The organism is Acinetobacter sp. QJM3NY_42 (assembly GCF_056173745.1).
In genome coordinates this window covers 2,436,339-2,453,958 of sequence record NZ_CM149689.1, presented here as the reverse complement: position 1 = coordinate 2,453,958, position 17,620 = coordinate 2,436,339, and the positions used below count along the sequence as shown (strand labels likewise).

Sequence of the window (17,620 nt, the reverse complement as noted above, 5' to 3'; positions counted from 1 at the left end):
AAACCAGACAGCAGTCCCTGAAGCAGGCTGCTGTCACAGGCACTAAGCGCATCGACAAGATGAATTCGTGTTCGAAAGTAACGTCTTGCATGATGGTTACAAAATAGTTTTCTGCCGGTCTTGGTAGAAGAAACGAAGAAGTTTTAGCTATGAAACAAATACTAAAAGACCTGATTGGAACAACGACTCTTCCTGAAGATAGCTATCTTGACCAAGATGCAGAGATTCTTGAAATTTTTGTTGAAGAACTAGAAGAAATCTTTACTGATTTGGATGTTTTGATCCAGCAGTGGATACAGCAGCCTGAGCAGCAGGACAAGCTGACCAGTATTCGCCGTTATTTTCATACCTTAAAAGGCTCCGGCCGGATGGTAGGAGCTAAAAGTTCCGGTGAGTTAGCTTGGACGGTTGAAGATCTCTTGAATCGAATAATTGCTAAAACACAGGCTTTTACCCCGGCGATCAGTCGTTATGTAGAATTAGTCTTTAAGATTTACAAATACAAGTTATTTTATAACTTTCAAAATAGTCAGCCTCATGCGATTGATTTGCGTCCCCTCGTATTGATCGGGCAACAACTGCAACAGCAGGGCAGTCTTGAACCGGCACTTGAGGAATTACTGGAGCTTAGCTGGACCTTATGTTCGCCTGAGACAGTCACCGGGCTTGAGCTGGTGGAACATACAGCAGAGACTCTACCACCACTAGGTGTAGAGAAGCTTGAAATTCACGAGGAATTTGATTCATTAACTGCCGAGACACTGGCGATCTTTCTTGAAGAGTCGGAAGAACATCTGGCAACTATTGATGAGTTCTTGAATAATAATGAACAGGGCAGTAATTATAATGCTCTGATCCGCGCTTTACATACTTTGCGTGGCAGCTCGGCCATGGCTCAGGTAGAACACATATTTGAAGCAAGTAGTAAAGTTGAAAACCTGTTTAAAACCATGCTGCAAGATGAGCTGGTATCTACTTCAAATGAAACCGCTTTACTTACTCATTATGCTGAATTTGTAAGGGATTATCTCTACATTCTAAAACAGGAATGTAATATAGAACAGTTGGAACAGGTTTATCAGACTTTTAATCATGCTTGGGAAAACTACGGATTCCATCAAGAACCTGTGGATGATCTCGTGAACCCCCAAGGTCTGGTTTCACGGCTCCTCGAGCTTGAAATCAACCAGTTACTAGATGCCGAGTTCGAGTTTGATCAGCGGGTCCGTACCGAATATCCAGAATATTTACAGCTTTTGGTACAGCAGGCACAGGAACTGGTTGAACATACACGAAACCGTGCCTCTCAAGGCGTATATGATTTTACGTTAGAACTACTTCAGAGCTATCAGCAGCTCTTGGCAAAACCGCAGCTATTAAATCTTGATTATGCATATGAACTGTATACTCAAGCTCATCAGCAGCTGATTTATCTGTTTGATACGCTTGCAGCGGGACAGCGTGTCAGCCTGAGCCCGGCTCATCAAAGTCTGCTTGAAGAATTATCTGCATTTGTACAGCAAGAAATAGAACAGGTAGAAGAGTTGTCCACTGTTACTGAGCCTTTTAAAGCTCCGGTTGACGTAGCAGTTTTGGAACATACTTTCAACCTGGGAGAGCTTTCAGCACGTATAGCGGCTGATAAAGCGCTGATGCATTCTGAACATAGTAATCAGGTTGCTGATGCTGATCTGCGCGATATCTTCTTGGAAGAGGCCGAAGAATTACTGGCTGGTATGGATAGTGACCTGAACAGTTGGACAAAAGAATCAGGCCAAGTTACTGCTCTGAACAATCTAATGCGTTATTTGCATACCTTAAAAGGTGGTGCAAACATGGTGCAGGCCACCCATATGGGATTAATTGCACATGAGCTGGAAAGCATTTATCAGAGAATTATTAACGGGCAGGTTCAGGTCTCTACTGTACTGATGAGTATTATCCGGCTGGTACAGGATGAGCTGGCAGAACGCATCCAGATACTACGTGAACAGCAGATTGACTACCCGGCGCCAGCAACTATTGAAATCCTCAAAAATATTGAGTCGATCAGCACTGGTGTATTAGTGACTACGGCTGAGCCAAAAGTAGCAGAAGAGAAGCTGTCCGAGTCGAGCCAAAATATTGAATCAGATATAGCTGATTGTACACTTGCGGATGCGGAAATCGCTGAGCATTCCGAAGAGTTACAAACAGATGAACAGGTAAGATCAATTGTTGAAGAAGTTTTTCTCGAGGAAGCCGAAGAGCTGTTACAGACCGCTCATAACTTGTTAGATCAATGGGTAGAAGAGCGCAGTAACCGGAGTCTATTGCTACAGCTGCAACGGAATGCTCATAGTCTTAAGGGCGGCGCACGGATGGCCGAGCTTGAGCCGGTAGCCGTGATTGCTTATGCGCTGGAAAATACTTTTGAACAATTTGGTCTGCACAATCTTACCACCAGTGTTTATGACCCGCTTTTACATACTGCTTTACGCTGGTTGGAAAATGCTATCTTCAAAGAGCAGTATGAAAACTTTGACAGTTTGAAGCACAGCTTGGACTCAATCCAGTTTACTGAAATTCCTGCTCAGCTCATTAATCAGATTCCTGCAGATAATATCGTAGCTGATAGCAGTCTGTTTGAATTCGTGCATGGTGATGGTACTGAACCACCTTCCATGATGGGTGAATGGGACAATACAGAGCGGACTGAAAATAATGAAATGATCCGGATTTCAGCCGATCTGGTTGAGAAAATGATTGACCTTGCAGGTGAAAATTCCATCAACCGTTCCCGTGTTGAAATGGATGTGGGACAGGTCGGCTCTATTCTTTCCGACATGGAACTGGCTATTCAACGACTGGCTGACCAGTTACGCCGTATGGAGGGTGAGCTTGAGAGTCAGATTATTGCCAAGCATGGTACTGAGAATTCACGTTACAGCGATTTTGATCCTTTAGAAATGGATCAGTATTCTTCGCTAAATCAGTTATCCAAATCACTGGCTGAGTCAGCATCTGACTTACTTGACTTTAAAACCACATTATCTGAAAAAATACGTGATACTGAAGGTCTGCTATTACAGCAGTCAAGGATTCAGGCAGAGATTCAGGAAAACCTGATGCGGACCCGTCTGGTACCCTTTTCTCGATTATTACCGCGTTTACAGCGCATAGCACGGCAGACCTCTTCAGCACTAAACCGTCCTGCAGAACTCGTTGTTCAAAACACTGAAGGAGAGCTGGACCGCAATATTTTAGAGCGACTGGTCACCCCGCTTGAACATATGCTGCGAAATGCAATTGATCATGGTATTGAAACCATTGAGCAGCGTCTCAAGCAAGGGAAACCTGAAAGTGGCCGTATTGAGCTGAATATTAATCGCCAAGGTACAGATGTCATCATTACTTTTACAGATGATGGCCAAGGTATTAATCTTGAAAAGCTGAAAAATAAAGCACTAGAGCGAGGTCTGATTGGAGCGGAACAAAAACTGGAAGCTGAAGAGCTGGCCCAGTTGATCTTTCATCCAGGTTTAAGCACTGCAGTAGAAATTACCCAGATTTCTGGTCGTGGTGTAGGGCTGGATGTGGTACAGAGCAGTATCAAGGCGATGGGTGGTCATGTGACGGTCGAGTCTGTACAGGGGCAGGGTACAACATTTACGATTCGTGTACCAACTACAGTAGCAATCAGTGATGCCCTGATGGTTAAAGCAGGTGACCAGCAATACGCTGTACCATTGGCGCAGATTGAACGTATTGTGCGTATCTCTCCTTCTATGCTGGAAGACTATTTTGCTGGCAAAGAAGATACTTTCCGTATCGACAATATGTATTATAAGCTACGTTATCTTTCAGAGTTTGTAGCAAATCAGTCTCTGCCTCGTCTTACCGGTATAGTCCACTCTCTGCCGGTACTGCTGATTAAAGGGAGTAGTGGCCAGACAGTAGCGTTACTGGTTGACCAGTTGGTCGGATCTCGTGCACAAATTGTGGTAAAACCAGTGGGTCAACAGCTGGCCAGCGTAGGTGCAGTAGCTGGTGCAACAATTTTAGGTGATGGACAGGTTTGTCTCATTCTGGATGGGCAGTATATTGCTCGTCAGGTTCAGTCTTCATTACGTGTCAAGGAAGTAAAAGAGTCTCGTGAGTTGCATCGCTTTAATGATGAACGACGTCTGATTATGATCGTTGATGACTCAGTCACTGTACGCAAAGTCACCAGCCGATTGCTTGAGCGTCAAGGTTATGATGTAGTGACCGCTAAAGATGGTGTTGAAGCGATTGAACAGCTGGAAAGTATTAAGCCTGATTTAATGCTGCTCGATATTGAAATGCCGCGTATGGATGGTTTTGAAGTAACTAATCTGGTACGTCATCATGATGTACATCGTAATATGCCAATTATTATGATTACTTCACGTACAGGTGAGAAACATCGTGAGCGCGCTTTTGCACTCGGAGCAACGCAATATATGGGCAAACCTTTCCAGGAAGCAGACCTGTTGGCCAATATTGAAGCGTTACTTGAGGTTATGGTCTAACGCGGGAGAAAAAAGATGAGTCAAACCAATGCGAATTCAACTCTAGCAAAGATTGATCAACAGGAGTTACAGCACCTGATTACAGTATCGACCGGTTTTATCGATGCTTATATTATTCAATGCTATGCTCAGGTACCGATGTTGCTACCCCAGAATATTGTATTGTCCGCTCTTGATAGTTCGATTAACGTCGATCATATTGATTGGCATGATTTTAAGCTTCCGGTCTATAAGGTAAATAGCCCTACGGCTAAAACAGCAGTTGCACTGGTAATAGAAGGAGAGCAGGTAGATCAGCGCTTTGCCTTGATCTGTGATGAAATGCCTCAGACTATCAGACTGCGGATTTCAGAGGTGGTCGATGAAGAACAGCCCTTTGATGATTCAAATATTTATCAGTATGTACGTATGGGAGACCAGATTTTTCAGGTTCCCAATCTGAACGAGATTCAAAACCAGTTAAGTCATAAGACATTCTAAAAATTCATTTGAAACAAAAAAGGAACCGACAGGGTTCCTTTTTTGTTTATCTTATATTCATCAGCTCAGGAGCTGTATCAGGATTTTTTCATAAATCTCTGCTAGCGGTTCCAGATCGTCTACATTTACGTGTTCATCAATTTGGTGGATACTGGCATTCAATACCCCAAGCTCTAGTACCTGTGCACCAGTTGGAGCAATAAAACGTCCGTCTGAAGTACCACCGCTGGTTGAAAGCTTGGCCTCTACACCATTAACCTCATGTATCGCTTGTACAGCAGCGTTTACGAGCTCCCCCACGGGTGTCAGGAAAGGTAAGCCAGACAAGGTCCACTTAATATCAAAATCAACCTGATGGCGCTGTAAAATAGTAATTACTCGTGCTTTAAGCTCATCCGCGGTCACTTCAGTAGAATAACGAAAATTAAATGTAACTGTCATTGTGCCAGGCACTACATTGGTTGCACCAGTACCAGCTTGGATATTGGAAATCTGGAAAGAGGTTGCTGGAAAATACTCATTCCCGCTGTCCCATACAGTCTCACATAGCTCTGCAAGCGCTGCAGAAGCTGTATGAATCGGGTTAATCGCCAGATGTGGATATGCTACATGTCCCTGTTTACCCTTAACAGTTAAAACACCATTTAGAGAGCCCCTACGACCATTCTTAATGATATCACCGAGCTGATGAGTACTAGATGGCTCGCCCACCAGACACCAGGTCATTTTCTCATTACGGGACTCAAGTGTTTCTACTACCTTTACGGTCCCATTTATTGAAGGACCTTCTTCATCAGAAGTAATTAAAAAAGCAATTGAGCCTTTATGGTCAGGATGCTTGGCAACAAAACGTTCTGAAGCGATTACCATTGCTGCCAGAGCTGTTTTCATATCGGCACTACCACGACCATATAGCTTACCATCACGTATTTCAGGAATAAACGGATCAGAATTCCAGGCATCCAGGTTTCCAGTGGGCACCACATCAGTATGTCCTGCAAAACAGAAAACTGGGTCTTTAGTACCACGACGGGCCCATAAATTATCTACGTCTTCAAAGCGCATGTTTTCTATATGAAAACCGACCTTTGATAAACGTTCAGCCATAATATTCTGGCAGTTATGGTCTACAGGAGTAACTGAGGGCTGGCGCAAAAGTTGCAGGCTAAGGTCGAGAGTGTCTGATGATGAAGTCATACCGGAGAGTCAATATCTTTAAAACTTGCCGATATAATAGGGGAATATGTAATTGAAAGGGAGTTTAATTAAAGCAAAGCTAGTCTGTATAAAATTAGGAAACCCTATCCGTAGATAAGGTTTTTTGAAAAACTGATAGCAAAATTAAAGTTTTTGTTTAGTATCTTCTGCAGTATTTGATACAGCACTTCCTGCACTAGAAACATCCTCGCCCAAGCCTTTTACTGTGTTACAACCAGTCAGTACTATTGCCAAAAACATTGAAGCAGCTAAAATTTTTTTCATCATCATCTCCAAGTTAGATTTATTTTGATGTTCACTCAGGCTAAAAAATCTGCTTACTAAATAACATTATGTTTTGATAGTAGAAACGTTATTAAATGTTTCAGAAAAAGATAAATGACTTATTTATATTGCATTTTTTAAACATTATTAGAGGTTTTGAGTAAGGGAGATAGACGGTACATAAAGAACTGTGGAGATGCATGATCAGAATAATATAAACCTTGAGTCCACCATAAAGCCCTGTTCGAACTTTGCACCTGATCCGGGCATAACCACTCCTGTCGCTGTAGACGATAGTAGTCTTGCTGGGGAATATAATCGGCCCATCCTCCAAATCTACGAGAGAAATTAATCCAGGTTGAAAAGGGCTCAGAAGAGTCAGGCCAGTTTTTTAAGGGGAAGTAAAGTTGTCCCTTGAGAATAGCGTAGCGCTCTTGAATAAGATGTCCTGATACCTTTTCAAACTGGAACTGTTTCTGCGTAAAGTGATTTAGTTTGCGTAATAAGGTATCACTACGGTTAAGACCAAACCACGATGCCAAAGAAGGTTCTCTTTCAGCCAGATAATATTTTAAAGCCACTTCCCAATGTTCTGTTTTTCCCGTTTCGGTATTTAGAATTAAAAAATCCAGCTCACCAATTGTTTTTGGTCCATCAATAATCTGGATGCTATGTCCAAGTAAACGATATGGATGATATGCATGATCAAGTAGCCAGAACCAGATCAGCATTTCAAAACGTAGTCCTAGGCGCGTACTTTTAAGCTGTCCAAGGAAGTGCTCAAGTGGTTCAGGTTGCTGGTCAAGCTGTTTTAAACGGGGCAAATAGGCTTGGAAATATTTTTGCCAGATATGGTCACGATGTAAATTAAAATGATGCTTAATTATGAGTTCTTGTGGCAGGCTTTTAAGAATATTCGGACTGGCTAGACTAAAAGCCAGCTGACGTATGGCAGGATGCTTAAATTGTAACCATGGTTCAAAATAAGCCTGCTGATCACCAAACATATACATAGTCCGCCCATAAATATCATAAGAAAACGCGCAGAATAAAAATATAGTGCGCATATAAAACACTTTATACTAGCGCAATTGCGGGATTAGGAAAGAGATATGAGAACATTGTTTTGGCGAAGTCTGGTACTGATTTTTATTGTACTTGGACTGATAGGGGCAATTTTACCCGGCATGCCAACGACAGTGTTTTTAATACTTGCTGCATGGGCTGCATCTAAAGGCTGGCCACAAATGGATAACTGGTTACTGAATCATCCAAAATATGGGCCAACGCTCAGGGCTTGGAGAGCTAATGGCACTGTTCCGCGTAAAGCGAAATGGTTGGCCAGTATCATGATGTTAATAAGCGGTATTATGATGCTATTTACTAATGCACCACTGCTTGTCAAAATCTTTACAGATGGCATCATGCTGGTTGTGGCCATCTGGTTATGGATGCGTCCTGAGCCTCAAGATCGACCTTTACAGTCCATCGAAAAAAAAGTACCGGGAGAAATTGAGTAAAAAATGTTTAGCTATACCTTGGATCAGACAGATCTGTTAATTGATCTGGCACAGCAGAAGCTTCATCTTCCTAAACTAAAAAAGTGTTATGCCATTTCTTCTGGTAAAAATGGAGTAGGTGAGCAGGAAAATACAGGCCAGACTCCACGAGGTTGGCATCGTATAGAAAAAAAAATTGGGGCGGAACATCCTAAAAATTCAGTGTTTATTGCACGTCAGTTTACTGATGAGATTTATAGTCCTGAACTGGCTGCTCAGTTCCCACAAAGAGACTGGATTCTAACACGCATACTCTGGTTACATGGGCTTGAGCCTGGTTTTAATCAGGGAGAAGGGCGAGATACCTTCCAGCGCTATATTTATATTCATGGTACACCAGATACTGAGCCGATGGGTATTCCGATGTCACATGGCTGTATTCGTATGCGTAATGAAGAAATCATTGAGCTTTTTGATTTAATCCCCGAGCAGGCTTTAGTTTTTCTCTCAGAAACACCGCTTGAATTGATTTAAACAATACATAAGTCACATTATGTTTATCAGATATAAATAAAAATAGTCTGTATAAACACCTCTAATTTTTTAGAGAAATGTTTAAATAAAATACAAAAAACATTGTTTTTCCTTTAATTTACCTATTTTTTAATCATTCGAAAGTATTTTTATGAAAACAGATAGAAAAGCGTTTGACACCAGATGAGGATTCTCTATAATGCACCTCACAAACGATGAAGACCTAAAGGGCGCTTAGCTCAGTTGGTAGAGCGTCTGCCTTACAAGCAGAATGTCGGCGGTTCGATCCCGTCAGCGCCCACCAAGCCTTTATGTTGTGATCTTTCGTGCAGCGGTAGTTCAGTTGGTTAGAATACCGGCCTGTCACGCCGGGGGTCGCGGGTTCGAGCCCCGTCCGCTGCGCCACTTAAGATTTCAGAGTTTGTACCACAATAGCGACATTGTGCAAATGCAGCGGTAGTTCAGTTGGTTAGAATACCGGCCTGTCACGCCGGGGGTCGCGGGTTCGAGCCCCGTCCGCTGCGCCATTTATGCAAATCCTATTGAGGGCGCTTAGCTCAGTTGGTAGAGCGTCTGCCTTACAAGCAGAATGTCGGCGGTTCGATCCCGTCAGCGCCCACCATAACTTAGTGACTTTTACATTATTTTAAATAATGTAATGTGATGCAGCGGTAGTTCAGTTGGTTAGAATACCGGCCTGTCACGCCGGGGGTCGCGGGTTCGAGCCCCGTCCGCTGCGCCATTTCATAAAATTTGGTATCCTAATTTCCTGAGATTAAGATATTAATTAGTGTATAAGCATAACTGCTTATGCTACTATCTCTAATAGCTATGCTATTTCTCAGGGCGCTTAGCTCAGTTGGTAGAGCGTCTGCCTTACAAGCAGAATGTCGGCGGTTCGATCCCGTCAGCGCCCACCATATATCCTCTTCAGTTGCAAAACATTATTTGTTCCCCTAAGATTGTCTAAAAATATTCTTAATATAACTAATAATTATGAAAAACCCTTATCAGCGTAAAACTGTATCAAAAAATCAGCAGAAAACTTATTCGGTGCTCGAGAACTATCAGCAATTTATTCAAAATATTATCGCGCAACGTATGATTATTGCGCTTTATCATGAAGGATGGGCACTCTGCGCAACGCCTTCAGGTCAGCAGGCATTTCCCGCCTGGCAAAGTAGAAGTCTGGCAAGATTGTTAATAAAAGATCAGTGGGAAAACTATAAGATTCATGAAATTACATTAAAAGATTTGATTGGAAAAGTTCTGCCTTATCTGAGGGTAAATGACACACATCTGTCTTTAGATCTGACACCAGAGGGACAAAATATTCTGGTTCGACCAGAAAAATTTTTACTTGATCTTAAAAACTATTTATATCAGCTGTATTTACAGCAACCCGAAGTATTTAGAGAAATGCAATTACCTGCTCCTCGAAGTATTCGTCTTCATTAAAAGTTTATTTTTCTAAATAAAAAATCCCGCAATAGCGGGATTTTTTATTTGATTATTTTTAAAGAATTTCAATTGCCACAGCTGTAGCCTCACCGCCACCAATACATAACGCAGCTATGCCTTTATGTCCACCTGTACGTTTCAGGGCATGAATAAGTGTCAGAATAATACGTGAGCCGGTAGAACCTACAGGATGACCAAGAGCACATGCACCACCATGAATATTTACTTTTTCTGGATCAAGGCCAAACTCATCGATTGGGCACATGGTAACCATTGCGAATGCCTCATTAATTTCCCATAAATCGACATCAGCCGCGGTCCAGCCTGCCTTGTCTAGAACTTTTTTTACTGCACCTACCGGCGCAATGGTAAATTCAGAAGGGTGCTGGGAGTTTGAAGCGCTCGCAATAATCTTTGCTAAAGGTTGTAAACCACGTTGCTTAGCAGTTTCATCTGAGCAGAGAACAAGCGCAGATGCTCCGTCCGAAATTGAGCTGGCATTGGCTGCTGTAATTGTTCCATCTTTTGCAAAAGCCGGACGCAAAGACGGGATTTTATCAATATTGGCATTAAATGGCTGCTCATCCTGATCTACTACTGCCTCACCTTTACGGCTAGATACAGTTACAGGGACGATTTCATCTTTAAAATAACCTTCAGTAATTGCGGTTTGAGCACGTTTTAAAGAGCGGATGGCAAAATCATCCATTTGTTCACGTGTATAACCGCGCTCATTGGCCATATCCTGGGCAAAAGATCCCATCAGGCGTCCAGTTTCTGCATCTTCCAGGCCGTCAAGAAACATGTGGTCTTTGATTTCGCCATGACCCATGCGAAAACCTCCACGGGCTTTTGGCAGAAGGTAAGGCGCATTTGTCATGGACTCCATACCGCCTGCAACTACAATGTCTGCTGAACCGGCTTTGATCATATCTGCGGCCTGCATTACAGCTTTCATGCCTGACCCACAGAGTTTATTAATAGTAACAGCGCCTGTACTATCTGGAATGCCAGCCAAACGCATTGCCTGGCGAGCAGGACCCTGTTTTAAGCCTGCTGGAAGCACGCAGCCCATAATGACTTCTTCAACGTCATGTGCCTGCAGCCCAGCACGGGAAACTGCTTCTTTAATTACTGCTGCACCCAATTCTGGTGCAGTCTTTGTAGCGAGTGAACCTTGGAAACCACCCATCGCAGTACGCGCACCGTTAAGAATCACGATGTTTACCATTGTTCTAATCTCCACTATTTCATTATAAAAATAACTGATCTTGAGCAGTATATTTAGAAAAAATTAATGAATAAAGAATAAACACTAGTGAACATTAGACTGAACAGTTCTTAGCAAGTACTTGCTAACGATTCTACTCGTAAGTGGCCCATAGGACTAAGTACTAAACGTTTATTTAGGTTAGTAGATGAGCTGGCACAATAGAAAAAACTACCATTCGAACCACGCGGTAGCCCGGTATCTGCTTTAAAAAACAAACGCGGTTTATTAAGAGCCCCTCGCCAATCTAGTCGACCATACTCAAGATCAAGCATTATTTTAGACAGTATTTTTTCATCAGAATTAAGCTCCTTATCATTATTGGTATCTACAAAGATGAGCAAACCTTTATTCCATTGCTCATCTTCACACTGTTCTAGGTTTTGGCTTGAACAGATAACTATTTGATTACGATAAGTTAATGCATAATTTTTAGCTTGAATAATCTGCATGTTTAATAAGTGTGGAAGTGATTTGGCTTCCTGCTGTGCTCGGTACTCTTGGTAAGCAGGAATAGCAAAAGAAGCTAAAATTGCCACAATCGCTATACAAACTACGAGTTCCAGTAAAGAAACTCCATTGTTATTTTTCTTCATGGTTAAAAAATTACCTGTTTATTATAGTTTTTTGTTTTTTTAACAGTAAATTAGTGTGTAGTTATTGCATTCAAAACCAGAACAAATGATCATTAGCTTAGCTTTTGAATACTGTTAAAATAAACAGAAGCGAAAAAGATAAGCTATTCATTAGAATAAATTGAGTGAAAATTTACCGAATTACAACGGAAATTGTAAGTAATTTTGTCAATAATTTACTTGATTAAAATTATCAAGCACTTGGAAAAAAAACAAAGTGTTTGTATGATTCAAAGTGAGTAGCTTAAAAATAATACTGGGGTATATATAAGCTTATCTCAGGAGCCAAAAAGTTAGTTTTAGGCTGAGCTTGAACAACAATGTTATCTCTGGAGGATAATCCATGAAATTGAGTCGTATTGCACTTGCTATGCTTGTTGCTGCTCCTCTTGCTGCTGCAAATGCTGGCGTAACTATTACCCCATTAATGCTTGGTTACACAATGTTTGATACCCAGCACAACAATGGCGGTAACGATGGCGACCTGACTGATAGCGTAGAACTTGATGATGACCTGTTTGTTGGTGCAGCACTTGGTGTTGAACTTACTCCATGGTTAGGTTTTGAAGCTGAATATAGCCAGATCAAAGGTGATACCAGCGTTGCAGGTAATGAATATAAAGGCGAAAATATCGCTGGTAACTTCTATGTTACTTCTGACCTGTTCACTAAAAACTATGACAGTAAAATCAAGCCTTATGCATTGTTAGGTGCTGGTCACTATAAATATGAGTTTGACACTGATGCTGGTCGTGCTGGTCGTGGCTTAGATGAAGAAGGTACTCTAGGTAACGCAGGTCTTGGTGCATTCTGGCGTATTAATGATGCCCTGTCTCTACGTACAGAAGCACGTGGTACTTACCATTTTGACGAGCAGTTCTGGAACTATACAGCTTTAGCTGGTCTGAACGTTGTTTTAGGTGGTCACCTGAAACCTGCTGCTCCTGTAGTAGAAGTTGTTCCTGTTGAGCCAACACCAATTGTTGAGCCACAACCACAAGAACTGACTGAAGATCTGAATATGGAACTTCGTGTGTTCTTTGATACTAACAAATCAAATATCAAAGATCAGTACAAGCCAGAAATCGCTAAAGTTGCTGAGAAGTTAGTAGAATATCCAAATGCTACTGCTCGCATCGATGGTCACACTGATAACACTGGTCCACGTGCTCTGAACGAACGTCTGTCACTGGCTCGTGCTAACTCTGTGAAATCTTCACTGGTGAACGAGTACAATATTGATCCATCTCGCTTGACTGCTCAAGGTTTTGCCTGGGATCAACCAATTGCTGACAACAGCACTAAAGAAGGTCGTGCTATGAACCGTCGTGTATTCGCGACAATTACTGGTAGCCGTACTGTTGTTGCTCAACCAGGTCAAGCTCAATAATCTGAGTTTAACTAAAAAAAGCAGTTCTTCGGAACTGCTTTTTTTTATACTAATTTTATTCTAATAAGCCATCTTTCAGTATCTATCTTTACTTTTAATTACTCACTGTTTATCTCTGGTCAGTTCAAAATTTTTACCTTAATTTTTATTCTTAACTTATAGGCTACTTATTTATCTGAATTTTTTAAGAAGAGCAGGCGCGATATAGTAGAATAATTTTTATTTCCTAATTTAGAAGGCAATAATTGCTTTTCATAGTTACATCTTATGTCATATGAAAATAACCAAGAGCGCTACAAGTATAAAGAAATATAGAAATAAAAATACCCAGCACAATCATATATAGAGTGAGCTGGGTATATTCATATTTAGAAAGAGGGTTAAGTTCTTGAAGGTAGGGACTAGTCAAGGTTTCCCGGTTTAACATCCATTTCTTTGTAAGAAACTAACTTGGTTTTATGTTTAAGCTTATAACCAAACCAGATGACTAAAAACAAGGGAATACTGATATAGGTTGATAGCAGTCCAATCCAATCAATTTTTCCTCCTGTCACAGCTTCATAATTTTGCCCAAGAATAATAATGGAACATAAAATAAATGCGAACCATGGAGCGAAAGGAAAGAATTTTGCTCGATAAGCCAGGTCTTCAAGCTTGTAGCCTTGCGCGATATAACCTTTACGGAAACGATAATGTGAGATCGCAATACCCAACCAGACAATGAAACCGCACATGCCCGACATATTCAGTAACCAGTTAAAGACTTCCTGCTCACCGACAAATGTCGTCAAGAAGCACAGCGCGGCAATCGCAGTGGTGGCGTATAATGCGTTCATTGGAACGCCACGTAAATCCAGCTTAGAAAATATTTTTGGCGCCCGGCCTTCACGTGCCATATCAAATAACATACGAGTGGACGAATACATACCCGAGTTACCCGCCGATAGAATGGCAGTCAAAATTACAGCATTCATCAGGCTGGCAGCAAAGGCAAAGCCGGCCTGTTCATAAAGTAAAGTAAAGGGTGAAAGTGCTATATCTTCACTGGCAGCTGCTTGTAGCAATCTTGGATCATCATAGCTCACTAACGTGCCAATGATAAAAATACATACGATATAAAACAGCAGGATACGCCAGAAAATCTGTTTAATAGCAAGCGGAATAGTGCGTTTTGGATCTTTGGATTCCCCTGCAGCTACTCCGACCATCTCAGTGCCCTGAAATGAAAAACCAGCAATCATGGCTACACCGATCATTGCCTGTAAGCCACCAACGAATGGTGCTTCGCCTTTGGTCCAGTTGCTAAAAGTAATCATTCCCGGCGTTAACATGATTTTTATAATCATGGCGATACCAATAATGATAAAGGCAATAATGGCTACTACTTTGACCATGGAAAACCAGAATTCGCTTTCTCCAAATCCTTTAACGGTCAGTGCATTGATGCCGAAAATGATGGCCAGAAAGATTGCACTCCAGTAAAAACCAGGAATATCTGGAAACCAGAATTTCATAATGAACTGAACTGCCACCAGTTCAAATGCGACAGTAATAGCCCAGTTGTACCAGTAGTTCCAGCCCAAGGCAAAACCAAACCCATCTTCTACATATTTGCTGCCATAGGTAAAAAAAGCACCAGAGGTTGGATTATGGGTGGCCAGTTCACCAAGGCTGGTCATCAGAAAATAGATCATGATACCGATTAGGCCATAAGCCAGCAGCGCACCACCAGGACCGGCATTGGCAATAGTTGATCCTGACGCAAGGAACAGTCCTGTGCCAATAGAACCACCGATCGCAATCATATTTAAGTGGCGAGCTCCCAGCTTGCGCTTGAGTTTCGCGGGCTGATTTATTTCGCTCATCGAGATTCCTTTATTACATTAACGCGCACAGGCATACAAAACTTTAAAGCCTTGTTGATCAGCCTTAAGAGTGCATTGACCAAAACGCTGTTCAATCAAATGGGGATAATTTAAAAAACGGTTTGCAACAATCCATAGCTCGCCACCATTCTTTAAATGCTGAGGCGCAGTCTTACAGAGTTCTTCGCTGGCCTCATAATGGGTATGAATACCCTGATGAAAAGGCGGATTACTGACAATTGCATCAAGCTCAAAAGGTGCATCTGCAATACTGCTCACAGGTTGCAGACGCAATTGGGATGCTGGAACCTGATTACGCTGAAAAGTAAGTTCTGTTGAACGTAAAGCAAAAGCATCGACATCAAGAGCATATACAGTATTTGCCGGATTGGATTTTGCCAAATAGCAGGCAATAACACCAGCCCCGCATCCAAAGTCGGCAAGTGTACCTGATTTTACTTGGTCCAGATAAGGAATTAATACAGCGGTGCCAACGTCCAGATGACTCTGGCTAAAAACGCCCGGAAGGGCACAAATCTCGATTTGCTGGTCTTTTAACTGGACAGTATAGGTTTTTAACCAGCTCTCTAGTGGTTTTTGCTGTTCTATATGTTCCAGTTTTAATTGCCAGAACTGGCAATGACGTGCACTGTCGAGCTTGACCGGATGCCCAAAAGTATGTAACTGCTTGGCTGCACGTTCAACACCTCCTTTTTTCTCTCCGACCAAAAACACAGACTGACCGATTTCTAAATGGCTGACAATATTATGTAGTACATAGTTAAGCAATTCCTTGGACTTGGGAACAAATATGACCACCTGATTAAACTGTTGTTGCGGAAAATCTACACCAAAATGTGTTTTAAAACCTGCTGCCTGAAACCCCTGATAATCACTAAAATTCCAGGTCCAGATAGAAGCATCTATCCGCGGTCCCAACTGGTTTAATAGCTGATCATTAGGTGCATGAATAAAAAGCACCTGCCCAGAGAGCTGGTCAATCTGCCGCAGCACAACTTCACTTCTTGGATCCATGGCATTTCTCATCAAAAACAATGCCCAGGCTGGGCTGGGCAATATCACTATAACAAGTATTATTTCCTGGTTTCAGGTAATACGATATTAAGAATTAATGCTGCAATACCACCTGTTGCTACACCAGAACTAAAAATATTTTTAAATAATTCAGGCAAATGTTCCAGAATTTGAGGCACCTGCGCCACACCTAAGCCCAGTGCCAGAGAAATTGCAATAATCAGCAGGGCACGACGGTCAAGCTGAATACCTGACAGGATATTTACCCCGGATGCAGCAACTGCCCCGAACATCACCATCACTGCACCACCGAGTACCGCTTGTGGTACTGCCTGAATAATCCCGGCAACGGCAGGGAACAGACCCAGGATAATCAGCATAATTGCAATCCACAAACCTACATAACGGCTAGCCACACCAGTCAGCTGAATGACACCATTATTTTGTGCAAAGACTGAACTCGGGAAAGTATTAAATAAACCTGCCAGCAAAGAGTTGGCACCATTTACCAGAACACCACCTTTAATACGCTGCATCCAGCTATCACCATCTACTGGCTGATTTGACAGTTTACTGGTTGCGGTAATATCACCAATTGCTTCTAATGAGGTAACCAGATAGATGAACGCCATCGGAATAAATAAACTCCATGAAAAGCTTAATCCAAAGTGCATTGGTGTCGGTATCTGGATTAAAGGCGCCTCTTCAAGCGTAGAGAAGTCTAAATAACCCATAAATCCGGCCAGAATATAACCGGCAACTAAAGCAATTAAAATGGCAGAGCTTTTGATCCAGACTGCTCGCATACGGTTTAGCAAAATAATAATTGCCAGGACAGTACAAGACATAATCAGGTTATCGGCGCTGGCAAAAGTTTTACTTTCCATTGCCTGATAACCACCGCCCATAGAGATCAGACCTTCTTTAATTAAGGTTAACCCGATGAGCAGTACAACAATACCAGTTACTAAAGGCGTAATCAGTTTTTTTACCCAAGGTAAAATACGGGATACCCCCATTTCAATGAATGAGCCTGCAATCACTACACCGAAAATAGCAGCCATAACCGCTTCTACCGGCGTGCCTGACGCTACCATGGCTGAGCCAATCCCAATGATAGGGCCAATAAAATTAAAACTGGTGCCCTGTACAATCAATAGTCCAGCACCAAATGGTCCGACTTTCTTACACTGCAAGAATGTTGCGATACCTGAAATGACCAGAGACATTGATAAAATCATGTTGGTATCTTCACGAGACACCCCCAGCGCCAGACAGATCAGCAGGCCTGGAGTAACAATAGGTACAATGATGGCGAGCAAATGCTGTAATGCAGCCAGAAATGCAATTAATGGACGAGGCCGGTCATTAAGGCCGTAGACTAGATCTAGACGCTCATTTTGATCAGATGAAGTGTTTAAGTCAGACATGAGACAA

General features: G+C 42.1%; 14 protein-coding genes and 6 tRNA genes. 12 read left to right on the top strand and 8 right to left on the bottom strand.

Going from position 1 to position 17,620, the window contains the following annotated elements:
• The first annotated feature begins 149 nt into the window (after nucleotides 1–149).
• Nucleotides 150–4,532 carry a hybrid sensor histidine kinase/response regulator gene (locus tag AC0VYT_RS11640; RefSeq protein ID WP_005018771.1) on the top strand — a complete coding sequence of 1,461 codons (4,383 nt, stop codon included), beginning with the start codon at nucleotides 150–152 and terminating at the stop codon, nucleotides 4,530–4,532.
• A 15-nt stretch (nucleotides 4,533–4,547) separates the two neighbouring features.
• Nucleotides 4,548–5,012: a hypothetical protein gene (locus AC0VYT_RS11635; protein ID WP_005018772.1), complete on the top strand. Its 465-nt coding sequence runs from the start codon at nucleotides 4,548–4,550 to the stop codon at nucleotides 5,010–5,012.
• 60 nt (nucleotides 5,013–5,072) lie between these two features.
• Here AC0VYT_RS11635 and dapE read toward each other — a convergent pair whose 3' ends face one another.
• From dapE to AC0VYT_RS11620, 3 genes are all read right to left on the bottom strand, one after another.
• The gene (gene dapE / locus AC0VYT_RS11630; protein WP_005018773.1) at nucleotides 5,073–6,209 is read right to left on the bottom strand and encodes a succinyl-diaminopimelate desuccinylase; all 1,137 of its coding nucleotides are present in this window, start codon (nucleotides 6,207–6,209) and stop codon (nucleotides 5,073–5,075) included.
• Between the two features lie 144 nt (nucleotides 6,210–6,353).
• Nucleotides 6,354–6,494: an entericidin A/B family lipoprotein gene (locus tag AC0VYT_RS11625; RefSeq protein ID WP_005018775.1), complete on the bottom strand. Its 141-nt coding sequence runs from the start codon at nucleotides 6,492–6,494 to the stop codon at nucleotides 6,354–6,356.
• A gap of 137 nt (nucleotides 6,495–6,631) precedes the next feature.
• Nucleotides 6,632–7,501 (bottom strand): DUF1853 family protein, encoded by an 870-nt coding sequence (locus AC0VYT_RS11620; RefSeq protein WP_005018777.1) that lies wholly within the window; start codon nucleotides 7,499–7,501, stop codon nucleotides 6,632–6,634.
• A gap of 105 nt (nucleotides 7,502–7,606) precedes the next feature.
• Between AC0VYT_RS11620 and AC0VYT_RS11615 the strand changes: the two genes are divergently transcribed.
• The 9 genes from AC0VYT_RS11615 (at nucleotide 7,607) to AC0VYT_RS11575 (ending at nucleotide 9,985) form a co-directional block, all read left to right on the top strand.
• Complete coding sequence (locus AC0VYT_RS11615; RefSeq protein WP_005018778.1) at nucleotides 7,607–8,014, top strand: YbaN family protein; 408 nt, start codon at nucleotides 7,607–7,609, stop codon at nucleotides 8,012–8,014.
• A gap of 3 nt (nucleotides 8,015–8,017) precedes the next feature.
• Nucleotides 8,018–8,527, top strand: a complete 510-nt coding sequence (gene elsL / locus AC0VYT_RS11610; RefSeq protein WP_005018779.1) for a cell wall-recycling L,D-carboxypeptidase ElsL — start codon at nucleotides 8,018–8,020, stop codon at nucleotides 8,525–8,527.
• Between the two features lie 228 nt (nucleotides 8,528–8,755).
• Nucleotides 8,756–8,831 (top strand) — tRNA-Val (locus AC0VYT_RS11605).
• A gap of 24 nt (nucleotides 8,832–8,855) precedes the next feature.
• Nucleotides 8,856–8,932: transfer RNA gene (locus AC0VYT_RS11600), tRNA-Asp, on the top strand.
• A gap of 45 nt (nucleotides 8,933–8,977) precedes the next feature.
• A tRNA-Asp gene (locus AC0VYT_RS11595) sits at nucleotides 8,978–9,054 on the top strand.
• A 19-nt stretch (nucleotides 9,055–9,073) separates the two neighbouring features.
• A tRNA-Val gene (locus AC0VYT_RS11590) sits at nucleotides 9,074–9,149 on the top strand.
• Nucleotides 9,150–9,192: 43 nt separating this feature from the next.
• Nucleotides 9,193–9,269 (top strand) — tRNA-Asp (locus AC0VYT_RS11585).
• Between the two features lie 102 nt (nucleotides 9,270–9,371).
• Nucleotides 9,372–9,447: transfer RNA gene (locus AC0VYT_RS11580), tRNA-Val, on the top strand.
• A 76-nt stretch (nucleotides 9,448–9,523) separates the two neighbouring features.
• A complete protein-coding gene (locus AC0VYT_RS11575) occupies nucleotides 9,524–9,985 on the top strand; it encodes a DUF2750 domain-containing protein (RefSeq protein WP_005018780.1) in 462 nt (153 codons plus the stop codon).
• Nucleotides 9,986–10,043: 58 nt separating this feature from the next.
• Here the strand turns inward: AC0VYT_RS11575 and AC0VYT_RS11570 are convergent, their stop codons facing one another.
• A complete protein-coding gene (locus AC0VYT_RS11570; RefSeq protein ID WP_005018781.1) occupies nucleotides 10,044–11,219 on the bottom strand; it encodes a thiolase family protein in 1,176 nt (391 codons plus the stop codon).
• A 110-nt stretch (nucleotides 11,220–11,329) separates the two neighbouring features.
• Nucleotides 11,330–11,854, bottom strand: coding sequence for a type IV pilin protein (locus tag AC0VYT_RS11565; protein ID WP_005018782.1), 525 nt, complete (start codon nucleotides 11,852–11,854; stop codon nucleotides 11,330–11,332).
• A gap of 382 nt (nucleotides 11,855–12,236) precedes the next feature.
• Between AC0VYT_RS11565 and omp38 the strand changes: the two genes are divergently transcribed.
• A complete protein-coding gene (gene omp38 / locus AC0VYT_RS11560; RefSeq protein ID WP_005018785.1) occupies nucleotides 12,237–13,283 on the top strand; it encodes an outer membrane protein Omp38 in 1,047 nt (348 codons plus the stop codon).
• A gap of 401 nt (nucleotides 13,284–13,684) precedes the next feature.
• Here the strand turns inward: omp38 and AC0VYT_RS11555 are convergent, their stop codons facing one another.
• From AC0VYT_RS11555 to AC0VYT_RS11545, 3 genes are read right to left on the bottom strand one after another with little or no spacing between them, the layout of a single operon-like run.
• Nucleotides 13,685–15,148, bottom strand: coding sequence for an amino acid permease (locus AC0VYT_RS11555; protein ID WP_005018786.1), 1,464 nt, complete (start codon nucleotides 15,146–15,148; stop codon nucleotides 13,685–13,687).
• Between the two features lie 18 nt (nucleotides 15,149–15,166).
• Complete coding sequence (locus AC0VYT_RS11550; protein WP_005018787.1) at nucleotides 15,167–16,183, bottom strand: class I SAM-dependent methyltransferase; 1,017 nt, start codon at nucleotides 16,181–16,183, stop codon at nucleotides 15,167–15,169.
• A 59-nt stretch (nucleotides 16,184–16,242) separates the two neighbouring features.
• Nucleotides 16,243–17,613: a uracil-xanthine permease family protein gene (locus tag AC0VYT_RS11545; RefSeq protein ID WP_005018788.1), complete on the bottom strand. Its 1,371-nt coding sequence runs from the start codon at nucleotides 17,611–17,613 to the stop codon at nucleotides 16,243–16,245.
• Nucleotides 17,614–17,620: the final 7 nt, after the last annotated feature.

Excerpts from the sequence above, each read along its gene's own strand:
- AC0VYT_RS11570 (WP_005018781.1), bottom strand. The coding sequence starts at position 11,219 with ATGGTAAACATCGTGATTCTTAACGGTGCGCGTACTGCGATGGGTGGT.
- AC0VYT_RS11545 (WP_005018788.1), bottom strand. The coding sequence starts at position 17,613 with ATGTCTGACTTAAACACTTCATCTGATCAAAATGAGCGTCTAGATCTA.
- AC0VYT_RS11625 (WP_005018775.1), bottom strand. The coding sequence starts at position 6,494 with ATGAAAAAAATTTTAGCTGCTTCAATGTTTTTGGCAATAGTACTGACT.
- AC0VYT_RS11620 (WP_005018777.1), bottom strand. The coding sequence starts at position 7,501 with ATGTTTGGTGATCAGCAGGCTTATTTTGAACCATGGTTACAATTTAAG.
- AC0VYT_RS11565 (WP_005018782.1), bottom strand. The coding sequence starts at position 11,854 with ATGAAGAAAAATAACAATGGAGTTTCTTTACTGGAACTCGTAGTTTGT.
- dapE (WP_005018773.1), bottom strand. The coding sequence starts at position 6,209 with ATGACTTCATCATCAGACACTCTCGACCTTAGCCTGCAACTTTTGCGC.
- AC0VYT_RS11550 (WP_005018787.1), bottom strand. The coding sequence starts at position 16,183 with ATGGATCCAAGAAGTGAAGTTGTGCTGCGGCAGATTGACCAGCTCTCT.
- AC0VYT_RS11615 (WP_005018778.1), top strand. The coding sequence starts at position 7,607 with ATGAGAACATTGTTTTGGCGAAGTCTGGTACTGATTTTTATTGTACTT.
- AC0VYT_RS11635 (WP_005018772.1), top strand. The coding sequence starts at position 4,548 with ATGAGTCAAACCAATGCGAATTCAACTCTAGCAAAGATTGATCAACAG.
- AC0VYT_RS11575 (WP_005018780.1), top strand. The coding sequence starts at position 9,524 with ATGAAAAACCCTTATCAGCGTAAAACTGTATCAAAAAATCAGCAGAAA.
- AC0VYT_RS11555 (WP_005018786.1), bottom strand. The coding sequence starts at position 15,148 with ATGAGCGAAATAAATCAGCCCGCGAAACTCAAGCGCAAGCTGGGAGCT.
- elsL (WP_005018779.1), top strand. The coding sequence starts at position 8,018 with ATGTTTAGCTATACCTTGGATCAGACAGATCTGTTAATTGATCTGGCA.
- AC0VYT_RS11640 (WP_005018771.1), top strand. The coding sequence starts at position 150 with ATGAAACAAATACTAAAAGACCTGATTGGAACAACGACTCTTCCTGAA.
- omp38 (WP_005018785.1), top strand. The coding sequence starts at position 12,237 with ATGAAATTGAGTCGTATTGCACTTGCTATGCTTGTTGCTGCTCCTCTT.